Genomic DNA, 13,696 nt, shown 5'->3' with positions numbered 1-13,696 from the left:
TGCTCCCCCTTAGGGAAACAGTCTCTTCTTGATGAGGAAGCTTACACAGTTTGCAAGTCGTCTTCTTTAACTGGCACAACTGCTTCTTTCGCCAATACATCTAGCTCGCGAGTATACTCAGCTTTCTGTTCTGCAGAATAGCCCAGTGTCTCAGCCATGTAATCGATAACCGCATCTTTGTTTGTATGAACAAAGTTGATGTTGAATAGCAAAGCACCTGTACGTCGAACAAAGAAATCGACTGGTTTGAATGCAAGCTCTTCTTCGATTGCATAACGAAGCTGTGCAAATACAAGCGGATCGATGTTAGCAGCTTTTGCTTCATCCTTCAGCGTTTCGAAGCGCTCGAATACTTTATCAACGTTTGCTCCGTAACGGCTTACCATCTTAAGTGCATCTTCAGCAGAAAGACCAATTGCTTTTCCTTCATCCACTTTACGCTCTTTGAAGCGTTCGAAGCCTTTGGATCCGCCGACTTCTCCACCAGAGATCGGAAGGTTCTTCGTATCCGCTTGGGAATAAAGGATGCCTTCCTCTTTCTTGAACTGGTCAGCCACAAGATTAACAGCTTCGATTGCCATTTTACGGTAGCCAGTAAGCTTACCGCCAGCCATGGAAATCAAACCGCTGTCAGAAACGAAGATTTCATCCTTACGGGAAATCTCACCAGGCTTCTTGCCTTCTTCCTGGATAAGCGGACGAAGACCTGCCCAGCTGGATTCCACATCATCTTTTGTGATTTCCACTGTTGGGAACATGTAGTTAATGGAATCGATGATATAGTCACGATCTTCAACTGTCATAACTGGGTGCTTGATGTCACCTTTATAAGTTGTATCTGTAGTACCGACATACGTCTTGCCTTCACGCGGAATAGCGAAGACCATACGGCCATCTGGTGTATCGAAGTATACCGCTTGGCGCAATGGGAAACGCTCGCCATCGAATACCAAGTGCACACCTTTTGTAAGATGCAGCGTTTTGCCTTTTTTAGAACCGTCTTTTTCACGAAGTGTATCTACCCATGGACCGCCGGCATTTACAATTTTCTTCGCGAAGATACGGTGTTTTTCACCAGTTGTAAGATCTTCTGCTACAACGCCTGTCACTTTACCGCCAGCATCGTAGATGAATTCAATCACTTTTGTGTAATTGATTGCGTGGACACCTTTTTCCACGGCCTTTTTCAAAACTTCAAGAGTCAAACGCGCATCGTCTGTTTTGTATTCTACATAACGACCGCCGCCCAGCAAACCTTCTGATTTAACTAGTGGCTCTCTATCCAATACTTCATCACGTTTCAACATTGTACGACGTTCCGCTCTTTTTACTCCTGCAAGAAAGTCATAGACGCGTAATCCGATGTTTGTTGTAAACGGACCGAATGTTCCACCTTTGTGGAAAGGAAGCAGCATCCATTCTGGTGTTGTTACGTGAGGACCATTTTCGTATACGATTTCACGTTCTTTACCAACTTCAGCAACCATTTTCACTTCAAATTGCTTCAAGTAGCGCAAACCACCGTGAACCAATTTTGTTGAACGAGAAGAAGTTCCTGCTGCGAAGTCCTGCATTTCAACAAGACCTACGTTCATTCCGCGCATTCTTGCATCTAGAGAAATACCAGAACCAGTGATCCCACCACCGATTACAAGAACATCTAGAGGTTTATCAGTTAAATTTGCATAAATATCGTTACGTTTTTTACTAGAGAAAACAGTCATGCATGAACACTCCTTTTTAGATTCAGCGCTCCCATTATTTCTATACCCCATTAGTGTAGAAGTCATGTATAGAAAGCAGAAAGAGACCACAAATAATCCATACAATGTATAGATATTCGCGGTCTCTCCAAAGTCTCGGGCCGAATCATTAACTTGTGATTTCAGTATAACATGCTCTTCCCGATTTGAAAAGTTATATTACTTGAAAGTACGTGTCGCTTCCACAGCTTTTTTCCAGCCTGCGTAGAGCTGATCTTTTTCTTCTTTGGAACGATTCGGTTTGAACGTACGATCGATCTGCCATTTGTTAGCGATCGCTTCGCGGCTTTCCCAGAAGCCGACTGCTAAACCAGCCAAGTAGGCAGCACCTAAGGCTGTTGTTTCCTGAATGACTGGACGTTCTACATCTACATCAAGCATATCACTTTGGAACTGCATAAGGAAATCGTTTTTCACGACACCGCCATCAACACGAAGCTGCTTCACATCGATACCGGAATCCTCGATCATTGCGTCAACTACATCTTTGGATTGGAAAGCAAGTGATTCCAATGTTGCACGTGTGATATGCGCACCAGTTGTGCCGCGCGTGATACCAAACATTGCACCCCGAGCATCACTATCCCAATATGGTGTGCCGAGACCTACGAAAGCAGGAACGACATAAACACCGCCATTATCGGCAACACTAGTAGCTAGACGCTCACTATCCGGAGAAGATTCGATGATCTTCAAGCCGTCACGCAGCCATTGAACTGCTGAACCTGCTACGAAGATACTTCCTTCCAGCGCATATTCCACTTTTCCATCAAGTCCCCAAGCAATTGTTGTCAACAGACCATGATCGGATTTTACAGCTTCTTCACCTGTATGCATAAGGACGAAGCAGCCTGTGCCGTAAGTGTTTTTAACCATACCTGGCTCATAGCAAGCTTGACCGAATAGGGCAGCATGCTGGTCACCAGCGATACCAGCGATAGGTACTTCTTCACCGAAGAAGTGATAATCGATTGTGTTGGCATACACTTCTGAGGAAGGCTTTACTTCCGGAAGCATTGATTTCGGTACATCAAGGATTTCCAACAGCTCGTCATCCCACTTCAATTCATGGATGTTATACATCAATGTACGAGCTGCATTGGAATAATCCGTTACATGTGCTTTACCGCCGGACAGCTTGTAAACAAGCCATGTATCGATTGTACCGAACAGCAAGTCGCCGTTCTCAGCCTTTTCACGTGCGCCTTCCACATTATCCAGGATCCATTTCACTTTTGTTCCGGAGAAGTAAGCATCCAATAATAAACCTGTTTTCTCACGGAATAAATCATTATGGCCTTTTTCAATCAATTCATTTACGATGTCCGCTGTCTGACGGGATTGCCAAACAATTGCTTTGTGGATCGGACGGCCAGTGTTTTTGTCCCATACGACCGTTGTTTCACGCTGGTTCGTAATACCGATACCCGCAACCTGTTTCGCGTCGATATCCGCTTTACGAAGCACTTCTGCCATACATGCAGAGATAGATGTCCAAATTTCGTTCGCATCATGCTCTACCCAGCCGGATTGCGGGAAGAACTGTTCGAACTCCATTTGTGCAGTTTCCACAATGTCGCCATTGTGGTTGAACAAGATTGCGCGTGAGCTTGTTGTACCTTGGTCAAGTGCCATGATAAATTTTTCCATTATTTAATCCCCCTTGTTTTCACACCATTAGTCGCTGCTGCTTCAGCATTAGCTTTTGCAAGTTCCCCTCGGACTGCAACGACAATGATAACTAAAATGACAGCAGATAAAATCCAGAAACCTACTTGCAAGTCTTCCTTGAAAAATCCGTTATAGAAATATGCACCATATGCGCCACCAAGCAGCGGACCAACAACTGGAACCCACGCATACTTCCAGTTTGAAGAACCTTTGCCTGGAATAGGCAGCAATGCATGAGCGATACGCGGACCTAAGTCACGGGCTGGGTTGATAGCATATCCTGTCGGACCTCCAAGCGCCATCCCGATTACAACTACGAGCAAACCTACTAATAATGGATTGAATCCTTCTGCTAAAGAGTTGCCTCCAATGAATAGAATACCAAGCATTAGGATGAATGTGCCAATGATTTCTGTCAGCATGTTAGAAACAGGACTATCAATTGCAGGATCTGTAGAGAAAACAGACAGCTTTGCCATCGGATCGGACGTTTTCGCCCAGTGCGGCAAATAGACTAGGAATACGAGTACAGCACCCAAGAATGCCCCTAGCATTTCACCTGCTAGATATGTTGGTACTTGACCCCAAGTTATATCTCCGTTAATCGCCAAACCAAGTGTCACTGCCGGATTCAAGTGAGCTCCCGAGAAGCCACCTACTGCATAGGCACCCATAGCTACTGCAAGACCCCAAGCGATTGTAATTGTGATCCAGCCTGTGCCTTCCCCTTTTGACTTACTCAAGTTGCTTACTGCTACTACTCCTCCCCCGAAGAGTATTAGAACCATTGTGCCGATTGTTTCGGCTGCGAAGATACTCATTGCGATTTTCCCCTTTGTTGATAGATTTTTTTGGAGAGCGCTTTCATTAAGCGTCCAAAATAACTGCGCTTCAGAAGAATCATAGAAAATAGCTAAGATCATCCTAAAAATATTACAAGGAAGCGCTGTCTTTTGGATAAGAAAAATCCATCACCTAATATAACATAGTATGCCCTTTGGCGTGTACTAAAAAGGTAATGGATTCTCCGTATCTCCGATCATAAATATTAACTTATAGGTAGACTTTACACCTATTTGAAAGCGGTGTCAACAACTTACCACAAACTTTTTTTAGAAGTTGAAACCGCTGTCGCACCTGCTTCCAATGCAGAATCCACATCTTCACGGGTCCGAATGAGCCCTCCAGCGATGACCGGGATGCCTACTTGCTCGGATACTTCTTTTATCATATGAGGAATTAACCCCGGCAACACTTCGATAAAGTCCGGCTGTGTTTTCTTGATTAAAGAAAGATTGTGATCCAATGCATGTCCATCAATTAGAAATAATCGCTGAACTGCAGTTATCTTATATTTTTTAGCTGCATGGATGACATTCGTCCTTGTCGATATGACACCATCCGGTTTCAGACGCTGACAGACAAAGTCCATACCCGCATCATCCGTTTTTAATCCCTGTATCAAATCGACATGCAGAAACACCTTCTTACCAGCCTTCTTCGCATATTTGATCTGGGAAGGAAGCTGTGCAATCCTTGTTTCGAGCAGGACCATCATCTGCATATCTTCCCGCTGAAGCAATTCGTCGAAGTCTCTTTCATTACGAGCTGCAGGCAAAATGCGCTGTCCTAAATCCATTCTATTCCTCCTTATAAAACAAGCAGACACACTAAGTTGTCTGCTTGTTCTTGCGTTGTTCTGCTGTATAAATCACTTGCATCGGATTACCGCCGACCATCGCACCAGGAGGCACATCCCGATGGACGAGCGTGGCAGCGGAGACAACCGCTCCGTCTCCTATTGTGACACCTGGCAGTATCGTCGTATTTGCTCCTACCATCACATTATCCCCGATAGTGATGTCACCAAGACGGTATTCTGTCGTCAAATACTCATGAGCCAGAATCGTCGTATTATAGCCGATAATCGTATTCTTACCAATCCTGATCCTCTCCGGAAAGAGGAAGTCAGGTACGACCATGAGAGCCAGTGCTGTTTCTTTGCCGATATTCATCTTAAGAAATGTCTTATACAGCCAATTTTTCACACCAAGAAAAGGCGTATAGCGGCCAATTTGGATGACGATGAAATTCTTTACTACCTTCCAAAAGGAAACTGTTTTGTAAAGCTGCCAAAGCGAATTCGGCCCTTTAACGGGATAGCTTTCCGTTTTGCGCATGTACTTCTTCCTTTACGATATCGAATAAGTCACGGATATCCTCAAGCATATAATCCGGTCCATAAGCCAGCAAAGATTGCTTGCCTTTGATTGACCAAGCCACACCCGCAGTTTTAGTGCCGGCATTTTTACCAGATTCGATGTCATGGTAATTATCTCCGATCATGATCGCTTCCTCTGGCAAGCTGTCGAGCGCCTCCAAACCTTTCATAACGGGTTCTGGATGAGGTTTTGCTTGTTTGATATCATCATACCCGATTACCACATCAAACAACCCGCCAAGCCCGCATACCTGCAGCCCTCGCTTAGCAGTATCGCGCATCTTCGTCGTAACGATACCTAGCTTGAAGCCAGCCTGCTTGAGCTGCTGCAATGTTTCTGCCACATACGGGTAAGCCTCAACGTAAGCATCATGATGCTTCAGATTGTGTTCCCGGTATGCTGCAATCATTTCTTCCGCTCTTACAGGATCGATATTTTCGAACACATCCTTCAGCGGAGGACCTATGAACGGAAGAAGTTCTTCCCGCTCATACGTCCGCCCCGTATACTGCTCCAGTGTAGCAGTATATGAAGCTAGAATCAGACTATTAGAATCTATCAGCGTTCCATCAAGGTCAAACAACAATGTCGTGATTGCCATTCGCACTCGCCTCCCTATTTCTTAATCTTTATAACGAGGTGTATTCGCACCAGGACGCCGGCGGATAATAACTATAATTATCGCAATGACGATGGCCACGATCGAGACGATTTGCGCTGCACGCAATCCCTCAGCTACAAGACTATCTGTCCGCATTCCTTCGATAAAGTAGCGTCCAAGACTATACCAAGCAAGGTAGAACAAGAACATTTCCCCGCGTTTCAGATTCACTCTGCGAAGGACGAGCAAAATAACGAACCCAAGTATATTCCACAATGATTCATAAAGGAATGTTGGGTGATAAAGAACGCCATCAATACACATTTGGTTATTGATGAAATCCGGGAGATACTGCATATAGTTTTGATATGCTTCTGCTGAAACAGGTCCACCGTGCGCTTCCTGGTTCATGAAGTTGCCCCAGCGTCCGATTGCCTGTCCAAGAATTAAACTAGGAGCCGCTATATCCGCCAACTTCCAGAAGGAAATCTTTTTCACACGGCAGAAAATAATTGCTGTGATGATGGAACCGATCAAGGCACCATGGATGGCGATGCCGCCTTCCCATATTGCAAACACCTTCCAAAACGGACCATCCGCATAGCTTTCCCATTCGAAAACGACGTAATAGATACGTGCTGAAATAATGGCTGCTGGTATCGCAAATACAAGGAAGTCGACGAATGTATCTTTATGTAATCCGCGTTTTTTGGATTCGCGGATAGCAAGCCATAGTCCAAGCGCCGCACCGACTGCGATAATGACGCCATACCAATAAATCGACACTGAACCGAGCTGCAGAAATACCCGGTTAAGCGGTTGTACTTCACACATTTCCATCCGTCATATCTCCCTCATTATCTTTTCCAGTTTCAATCATTTTGGTAAGACGCTGTGAAAATTCTTCAGCTGCATTCACGCCCATACGCTTCAGACGGAAGTTCATCGCAGCTACTTCGATGATGACTGCCAAGTTGCGTCCAGGGCGGACTGGTACTGTCATCTTCGGCACATTTACATCCATGATTTTCATCGTGTCTTCATCCAGACCGACTCGATCATATTGTTTCGACTGATCCCATGTTTCCAAGTTGATGACGATGGAAATTTTCTTGTGGCTGCGCACTGCACCCGCGCCAAATAGCGTCATCACGTTGATGATGCCTAACCCCCGAATTTCCAGTAAATGCTCGATTAAAGAAGGAGAATTTCCGATAAGGGTATCATAATCCTCCTGCCGGATTTCCACACTGTCATCGGCAACGAGACGGTGCCCGCGTTTGACAAGCTCCAATGCTGTTTCACTCTTACCAACACCACTCTGTCCAGTGATCAGAATACCTATACCGTAAATATCCACCAATACGCCATGCACTGCGGTAAACGGCGCAAATTTCGCCTCCAGGAAGTTCGTAATCCGGCTGATGACGCGCGTCGTCTTATGTGGTGAACGCAATATCGGTACACCAGCAGCTTCTGCCGCTTCCTTCATTTCAGGCGGTACTTCCTGGCCTCTTGTGATGATAAGACCCGGCGTCACATCAGAGCATATCTTTTCGAAACGCTCACGCTTTTGCTCGCTTGTCAGTTCCTCCAGGAAAGAAAGCTCAGTCTTCCCGAACAGCTGCAGCCGATCCTTCGGATAATATTTAAAATAACCAGTCAACTCTATACCAGGACGGGAAATATCACTCATGAAAATCTCACGCTGTACGCCTGTATCCCCTGTCAGCAATTCCAGATTGAAACGATCCAATAAATCTTGAATGACCACTTTTGCCATAAGAACCCTCCATCCTAACAATTCTTGTTTATTCTAGCATACTTCCAGAAAAGATAGATACCTAGGCACAAAAAAGCCCTGCAGCTATTGCCGCAGAGCTTCCTTCAGTTTGTAATCCGATCACGGATGAGCCAATTCAGGATAAGGTTCAGCAATGCAAGAATGATTGCCGCAATGATCGCTGTACCAAATCCCTCGATTATGAAAGTCTCTCCAATGAGACCTTGTGTGATCATTAAGGTTACTGCATTGATAACAAACAAAAACAATCCAAATGTCAATGCAGTCAACGGCAGCGTCAACACGATCAGCACTGGCCGCACTAGGAGATTAAGCACCGACAAAATGAAGCTTGCCAGGATGGCGGTACCAAATCCCTCTAGATAAAAAGAATCGAATATATAGCTGACGATAACCAGTGACACGCTGTTCAGCAATAGAGTCAAAATCCATCTAAGCATAAGCTATCTCCATGTTACGGAAGGACCCAGACAGAACCTGTCTTCGTGTTCGCTTCCAGGTGGAGCTTCTCCGTTGCAGCTGGATGCGTTTCGAATTTGAGAGCCTTTTTGACAACTTCCTTCGATTCATCAATGACGATATATTCATCCAAATCACAATGCAGGGATCCGATATTTGTCGTAATCCTTCCGTTAAGCGGGATAGCCGCTAAAGATTTCAAGCGGATACTCCCATTAGCAGCCTTGAAGAAGGCACTGTCAGGATCTTCATTATGCCACTCGCAATGGATGCTGCCATTGAACGTTTGGGCATCGAGCTTGCGGAAGCTTCCTTCCAGTCGAAGCGAGCCGTTAACGGACTCACATAGAAGATCCTTTGCTGTCACCTGCTTCAGCTTGATGCTGCCATTGGAGGTTTCTGCACTGACGATTGAACCGCCTCCTCCTTGCAGATCGATGCTTCCATTCGTCGTTTTGCAATATATGTTCGTGCTGCTAATGGAATCTACACGAATCGTGCCATTGAAGGTCTTTACGATACATTCCTCATATACAGCTTCCGGAACGTACAATGTAATTTCAGGTTTGATTCGTTTATCCTGCAGGGAAAACTGCAGTTTGCCATCTGCAATAGCGAAATATGCTTTATCAGTGAACCGTTTCCTTGCTGCTTGCTCATCTTCCTCCTGATAGACCTTCGCTTTCGTCTCCAGCCGTGCCAAAGGCTCATTCCAGCTCTTGACCGTAATGGAGCCATTATAGATTTTCAGCTCCAATTTTGCGAATGTCTCATCAGCCTGAAAAATATGCTCCACTGTATAATGATCACCGAAATTCAGATCAAGGTCTGCATTTTTTATCTTACTGAAAGCCTGCTGCACATATTGCAGCACTTTCGGCCCAACATTCTTTTTCTTAGCTGTTTTGCCGCCAGTGCGCTGTGCTTTAGATTCTTCCCCTGCCGTCACAAGCTCTTGGACTACCAGTTCCTTCTCTTCGTTCGTATCCTGCTCCTGTACAGCACCAAAGGCCCGCTCATCCAGAGCCGCAAGCTGCAGTTCTGCTTCCTCGGCTGTGAGCTTCCCCTCTTCCAGTTGTTTCAGAATTCTCTTTCTCTCTGTTCTCATACATAGCCTCCTTTTCACATATACGGATTATATGTTTTCGAAGTTCCAAGTATAGAATGTTTCCTCTTTGAAATGTTCCAGTGCGATGGCTTCCATGTTCTCTTCTGTAAGTTCTGCTCCAGTAACATTACCAAGCACACCTTGCGCTTGGGATTTATGGCAAAGAATCGTCTTCACTTTCGTTTTTACAAAAGGACGGATATCCTGTACGACGTCAGGTTTTCCTAAGATCTCCTGGTATCCGCGCATAAACGCCTGCGCCCAAACTTTCGGACGGGTGCTTTCCTCCATCCGTGACACAGCATCGATTGCAGCTGCACCAAGTGCATTATGATCCGGGTGAACTGCATACTCCGGATAATGCGTGATTACAAGTGTCGGTTTGATTTTCTCAAGCAGCTCTTTCAAATGATCACTGACTTTCGAAAGATCCTCGAATTCCAGCACTTTATCCCGGTAACCGAGCATCTGCAGTTCCACATCCATCACCTTGCAAGCATCTTGCAATTCCTTCTTCCGAATCTCAGGTAAAGACTCACGAGTCGCAAAGGTTGGATTACCCATATTGCGTCCCATTTCTCCCAGCGTACCGCACAAGTATGTAACCGGCACACCCTCCTGTCTGAACTTAGCAATTGTACCAGCAGCTCCGAAAGCTTCGTCGTCCGGATGCGGGAAGATGACTACTACGTGTTTTTCCATGATTATTGCTCCTCCTTAGAACGCTGTCTCGCTTATTTCCAATGAAACCATCAATCGGCCTTCCCGATCATGACCAGCCATGAGCAGACGATTCTTATCATCCAATTCCCAGGCATTCAGTCCTTCTGCGTAAACCCAGCCATTGTCTGTTTTCAATCCAACGCGATAGGCCGTTCCAGCACCTTTTATCTTGCCATGCTCATAAGTCATCTGTGCATTCCGGATAAAAGCACCAACATTGTACGCTTTTTCGTTTACATGATTAGCATATGCACCATTTGTCGTTTCCAGATGTATAAACACTTTTTTTCCAGCAAATGCATCTATTTGTTCTTGCACTTCATTCAAATCAATCGGCTTCACCGTAAGTCGCTCCTTCCAAAGCTATATCTAAACAAATATTTTACTACAAATTCCACTGTAATGCTCATCTTGACGTTTTCCTATGTAAAAAGATACAGCGGGCAAAAGCCACGCTGTATCTTTTTAGCGTTCCGCAACATGCGTTGCATACTCTATCTGGCTAGTCGTACGTTCGCGGTCACGCTCAAGAATCGGCTTCAAGTACTTCCCTGTGTAGGATGCAGGCACCTCTGCCACTTCTTCCGGTGTACCAGTCGCTACAATCTCTCCGCCTCGATCCCCGCCTTCAGGACCTAAGTCGATAAGGTAGTCAGCTGTTTTGATAACATCGAGGTTATGTTCGATAACAAGGACGGTATCCCCATTTTCCACAATACGCTCAAGCACCTTCAGCAATCGGGAAATATCATCTACATGCAAGCCGGTTGTCGGCTCATCCAGAATATAGAATGTCTTCCCATTACTGCGTTTATGCAATTCACTGGCAAGCTTCACGCGCTGCGCCTCACCGCCGGATAATGTCGTAGCAGGCTGTCCCAGTTTTACATAGCCAAGACCCACATCAGATATCGTCTGTAATTTACGCTTGATTTTCGGGATGTTGGCAAAGAACTCCAATCCCTCTTCAATCGTCATATCCAGTACATCTGCAATACTTTTACCTTTATATTTGATTTCAAGTGTTTCACGATTATATCGTTTACCGTGACAAACCTCACATGGCACATAAACATCTGGAAGGAAATGCATCTCAATCTTGATGATTCCATCACCGCGGCAAGCTTCACACCGCCCGCCCTTCACGTTAAAGCTGAAACGGCCTTTTTTATAGCCGCGAACCTTTGCAGCATTCGTGCTGGCATACACATCACGGATATCGTCGAAAGCACCGGTATACGTAGCCGGGTTCGAGCGAGGAGTCCGCCCGATTGGAGACTGGTCAATATCGATTACCTTGTCCAGATGCTCCAATCCTTTAATTTCTTTGTGTTTACCAGGCTTTATTTTGCTCCGGTTAAGCTTTTGTGCCAGGGTTTTGTGCAGGATCTCATTGACGAATGTACTTTTACCGGATCCAGAAACACCTGTCACCGCTGTGAACAAACCAAGCGGAATCTTGGCAGATGCTTTCTTCAAGTTATTTTCTTCTGCTCCGATGATTTCAATGGAACGCTCCATATCCGGACTGCGTCGTTCAAAAGGCAGCGGAATGAATTTCTTCCCAGATAAATATTGTCCAGTAAGGGATTTTTTATCTTTCATCACCTTTGCTGGTGTTCCCTGACTCGTGATTTGCCCGCCATGTTCACCAGCACCAGGTCCGACATCAATTAGCCAGTCCGCTTCCATCATCGTGTCCTCATCATGCTCAACTACGACAAGCGTATTGCCAAGATCACGCATTCGTTTCATCGTTTCAATCAGTCTGTCGTTATCACGCTGATGCAGTCCGATGGAAGGTTCATCCAGTACATACAAGACACCAGTTAAAGCTGATCCAATCTGTGTAGCAAGACGGATACGCTGCGCTTCTCCGCCAGACAATGTGCCCGCCGAACGGGAAAGCGTCAAATAATCCAAGCCGACATTATTCAGGAATGTGATCCTGTCTATTATCTCCTTGGTGATCATGAAGGCAATCTGCCTTTCCTTCTCGTTCAGTTCAAGGTCCTCCATGAAATGCTTCACTTCAATGACGGATTTGGCTGTAACATTGCTGATATGATGTCCGTTGATAAGAACCGCAAGCGATTCCTCACGCAGGCGGTGACCTTTACATTTCGGACACGGTCGGTTGTTCATATACTTTTCCATCTGTTCGCGGATGAAATCCGATGTTGTTTCCCGATACCTCCGCGCAATATTAGTCAGAACACCTTCGAACTCGATATTGCTTTCTCTGACACGGCCAAAATCATTTTCATAGCGGAAGTGGATCTTGTCCTTTTTCTTACCGTTCATCAGGATATCAAGCTGTCCCTCCGGCAGTTTGTTCACTGGTACATCCATATCGATGCCAAAATGGCTGCAGGCAGCTTCCAGAAGCTTCGGATAGTATTGGGAGCTAGTCGGTTCCCATGCAGCAATGGCTCCCTCGCGCAGTGTCAAATCCTTATTCGGGATGACAAGATCGGGATCGACCTCTAATTTCGTACCAAGTCCGTCGCAGGACGAGCACGCACCAAAAGGATTGTTGAAAGAAAACATGCGAGGCTCCAGTTCTCCTATAGAGAATCCGCAAATCGGGCAAGCATGATGCTCACTGAAAAGCAGCTCCTCGACATCCATCACGTCCACGATGACTTTTCCGTCTCCTAGTGCAAGTGCCGTTTCCAAGGAATCTGTCAAACGACCAATAACACCTTCTTTTATGACAATACGATCGACAACAACCTCAATAGAGTGTTTCTTTGTTTTCTCCAGCTTGATGTCATCATGAATCTCCATCATTTCTCCATCAACACGAAGACGGATATAGCCTTCCGCTTTAAGCTTTTCGAGCACCTTCACATGCTCACCTTTCTTGCCGGAAATTACAGGTGCAAGTACCTGCAATCGAGAACGCTCTGGGAATTCCAAAATACGATCGGCCATCTGTTCCACTGTTTGAGAGCTGATTTCAATACCATGCCTCGGGCAAGTCGGACGTCCTACTCTGGCATACAGAAGACGCAGGTAATCATAGATTTCCGTAACGGTCCCGACTGTAGAGCGCGGGTTCTTACTTGTCGTTTTCTGATCGATACTGATAGCTGGCGACAAGCCTTCGATTGAATCCACATCGGGCTTGTCCATCTGACCAAGGAACTGGCGGGCATATGCAGATAAAGATTCCACATAACGACGCTGTCCTTCTGCGTAAATGGTATCAAAAGCGAGCGAGGATTTTCCTGAACCTGACAGTCCAGTCAATACGACTAGACTATCCTTTGGTATATCAACATCGATATTTTTTAAGTTATTGGCGCGGGCGCCTCTGACAGAAATATTTTTCTTCGCCAC

13 protein-coding genes are annotated in these 13,696 nt (G+C 45.6%); all 13 read right to left on the bottom strand.

Annotated features, from left to right (window positions below; translation table 11 throughout):
* Positions 1-41 precede the first annotated feature (41 nt).
* Entirely contained in the window at positions 42-1,724 is a 1,683-nt protein-coding gene (locus tag ACH6C1_RS04785) for a glycerol-3-phosphate dehydrogenase/oxidase (RefSeq protein WP_095224107.1), read from the bottom strand.
* 198 nt (positions 1,725-1,922) lie between these two features.
* Positions 1,923-3,413, bottom strand: coding sequence for a glycerol kinase GlpK (gene glpK / locus ACH6C1_RS04780; RefSeq protein WP_374075068.1), 1,491 nt, complete (start codon positions 3,411-3,413; stop codon positions 1,923-1,925).
* On the bottom strand, positions 3,413-4,255 hold the full coding sequence (locus tag ACH6C1_RS04775; RefSeq protein ID WP_374075065.1) for an MIP/aquaporin family protein: 843 nt from the start codon (positions 4,253-4,255) through the stop codon (positions 3,413-3,415). Before ACH6C1_RS04775 ends, glpK begins: the two co-directional genes overlap by 1 nt.
* A gap of 275 nt (positions 4,256-4,530) precedes the next feature.
* Entirely contained in the window at positions 4,531-5,073 is a 543-nt protein-coding gene (locus ACH6C1_RS04770) for a glycerol-3-phosphate responsive antiterminator (protein WP_095224110.1), read from the bottom strand.
* Positions 5,074-5,104: 31 nt separating this feature from the next.
* On the bottom strand, positions 5,105-5,614 hold the full coding sequence (locus ACH6C1_RS04765; protein ID WP_374075062.1) for an acyltransferase: 510 nt from the start codon (positions 5,612-5,614) through the stop codon (positions 5,105-5,107).
* Positions 5,586-6,257 (bottom strand): pyrophosphatase PpaX, encoded by a 672-nt coding sequence (gene ppaX, locus ACH6C1_RS04760; RefSeq protein WP_374075060.1) that lies wholly within the window; start codon positions 6,255-6,257, stop codon positions 5,586-5,588. The genes ACH6C1_RS04765 and ppaX overlap by 29 nt, the downstream gene beginning before the upstream one ends.
* A gap of 21 nt (positions 6,258-6,278) precedes the next feature.
* The gene (lgt, locus tag ACH6C1_RS04755; RefSeq protein WP_374075058.1) at positions 6,279-7,097 is read right to left on the bottom strand and encodes a prolipoprotein diacylglyceryl transferase; all 819 of its coding nucleotides are present in this window, start codon (positions 7,095-7,097) and stop codon (positions 6,279-6,281) included.
* Positions 7,084-8,040, bottom strand: a complete 957-nt coding sequence (gene hprK, locus ACH6C1_RS04750; RefSeq protein WP_095224114.1) for an HPr(Ser) kinase/phosphatase — start codon at positions 8,038-8,040, stop codon at positions 7,084-7,086. The genes lgt and hprK overlap by 14 nt, the downstream gene beginning before the upstream one ends.
* Before the next feature lie 104 nt (positions 8,041-8,144).
* Positions 8,145-8,501, bottom strand: a complete 357-nt coding sequence (locus ACH6C1_RS04745; RefSeq protein ID WP_374075056.1) for a phage holin family protein — start codon at positions 8,499-8,501, stop codon at positions 8,145-8,147.
* A 14-nt stretch (positions 8,502-8,515) separates the two neighbouring features.
* The gene (locus ACH6C1_RS04740; RefSeq protein WP_374075054.1) at positions 8,516-9,628 is read right to left on the bottom strand and encodes a DUF4097 family beta strand repeat-containing protein; all 1,113 of its coding nucleotides are present in this window, start codon (positions 9,626-9,628) and stop codon (positions 8,516-8,518) included.
* Between the two features lie 27 nt (positions 9,629-9,655).
* Entirely contained in the window at positions 9,656-10,330 is a 675-nt protein-coding gene (bshB2, locus tag ACH6C1_RS04735; protein WP_366247585.1) for a bacillithiol biosynthesis deacetylase BshB2, read from the bottom strand.
* A 15-nt stretch (positions 10,331-10,345) separates the two neighbouring features.
* On the bottom strand, positions 10,346-10,693 hold the full coding sequence (locus ACH6C1_RS04730; RefSeq protein ID WP_095224118.1) for a YojF family protein: 348 nt from the start codon (positions 10,691-10,693) through the stop codon (positions 10,346-10,348).
* A gap of 123 nt (positions 10,694-10,816) precedes the next feature.
* Positions 10,817-13,696, bottom strand: a complete 2,880-nt coding sequence (gene uvrA / locus ACH6C1_RS04725) for an excinuclease ABC subunit UvrA (RefSeq protein ID WP_374075051.1) — start codon at positions 13,694-13,696, stop codon at positions 10,817-10,819.

Source organism: Terribacillus sp. JSM ZJ617 (assembly GCF_044383785.1).
In the GTDB taxonomy this organism is placed as follows: Bacteria; Bacillota; Bacilli; order Bacillales; family Amphibacillaceae; genus Terribacillus.
This window is presented reverse-complemented; position numbering and strand designations above follow the sequence as displayed.

Coding starts and splice junctions, on each gene's coding strand:
- ppaX (WP_374075060.1), bottom strand. CDS start 6,257: ATGGCAATCACGACATTGTTGTTTGACCTTGATGGAACGCTGATAGAT.
- ACH6C1_RS04785 (WP_095224107.1), bottom strand. CDS start 1,724: ATGACTGTTTTCTCTAGTAAAAAACGTAACGATATTTATGCAAATTTA.
- ACH6C1_RS04770 (WP_095224110.1), bottom strand. CDS start 5,073: ATGGATTTAGGACAGCGCATTTTGCCTGCAGCTCGTAATGAAAGAGAC.
- ACH6C1_RS04775 (WP_374075065.1), bottom strand. CDS start 4,255: ATGAGTATCTTCGCAGCCGAAACAATCGGCACAATGGTTCTAATACTC.
- ACH6C1_RS04745 (WP_374075056.1), bottom strand. CDS start 8,501: ATGCTTAGATGGATTTTGACTCTATTGCTGAACAGCGTGTCACTGGTT.
- lgt (WP_374075058.1), bottom strand. CDS start 7,097: ATGGAAATGTGTGAAGTACAACCGCTTAACCGGGTATTTCTGCAGCTC.
- glpK (WP_374075068.1), bottom strand. CDS start 3,413: ATGGAAAAATTTATCATGGCACTTGACCAAGGTACAACAAGCTCACGC.
- ACH6C1_RS04740 (WP_374075054.1), bottom strand. CDS start 9,628: ATGAGAACAGAGAGAAAGAGAATTCTGAAACAACTGGAAGAGGGGAAG.
- bshB2 (WP_366247585.1), bottom strand. CDS start 10,330: ATGGAAAAACACGTAGTAGTCATCTTCCCGCATCCGGACGACGAAGCT.
- ACH6C1_RS04765 (WP_374075062.1), bottom strand. CDS start 5,614: ATGCGCAAAACGGAAAGCTATCCCGTTAAAGGGCCGAATTCGCTTTGG.
- hprK (WP_095224114.1), bottom strand. CDS start 8,040: ATGGCAAAAGTGGTCATTCAAGATTTATTGGATCGTTTCAATCTGGAA.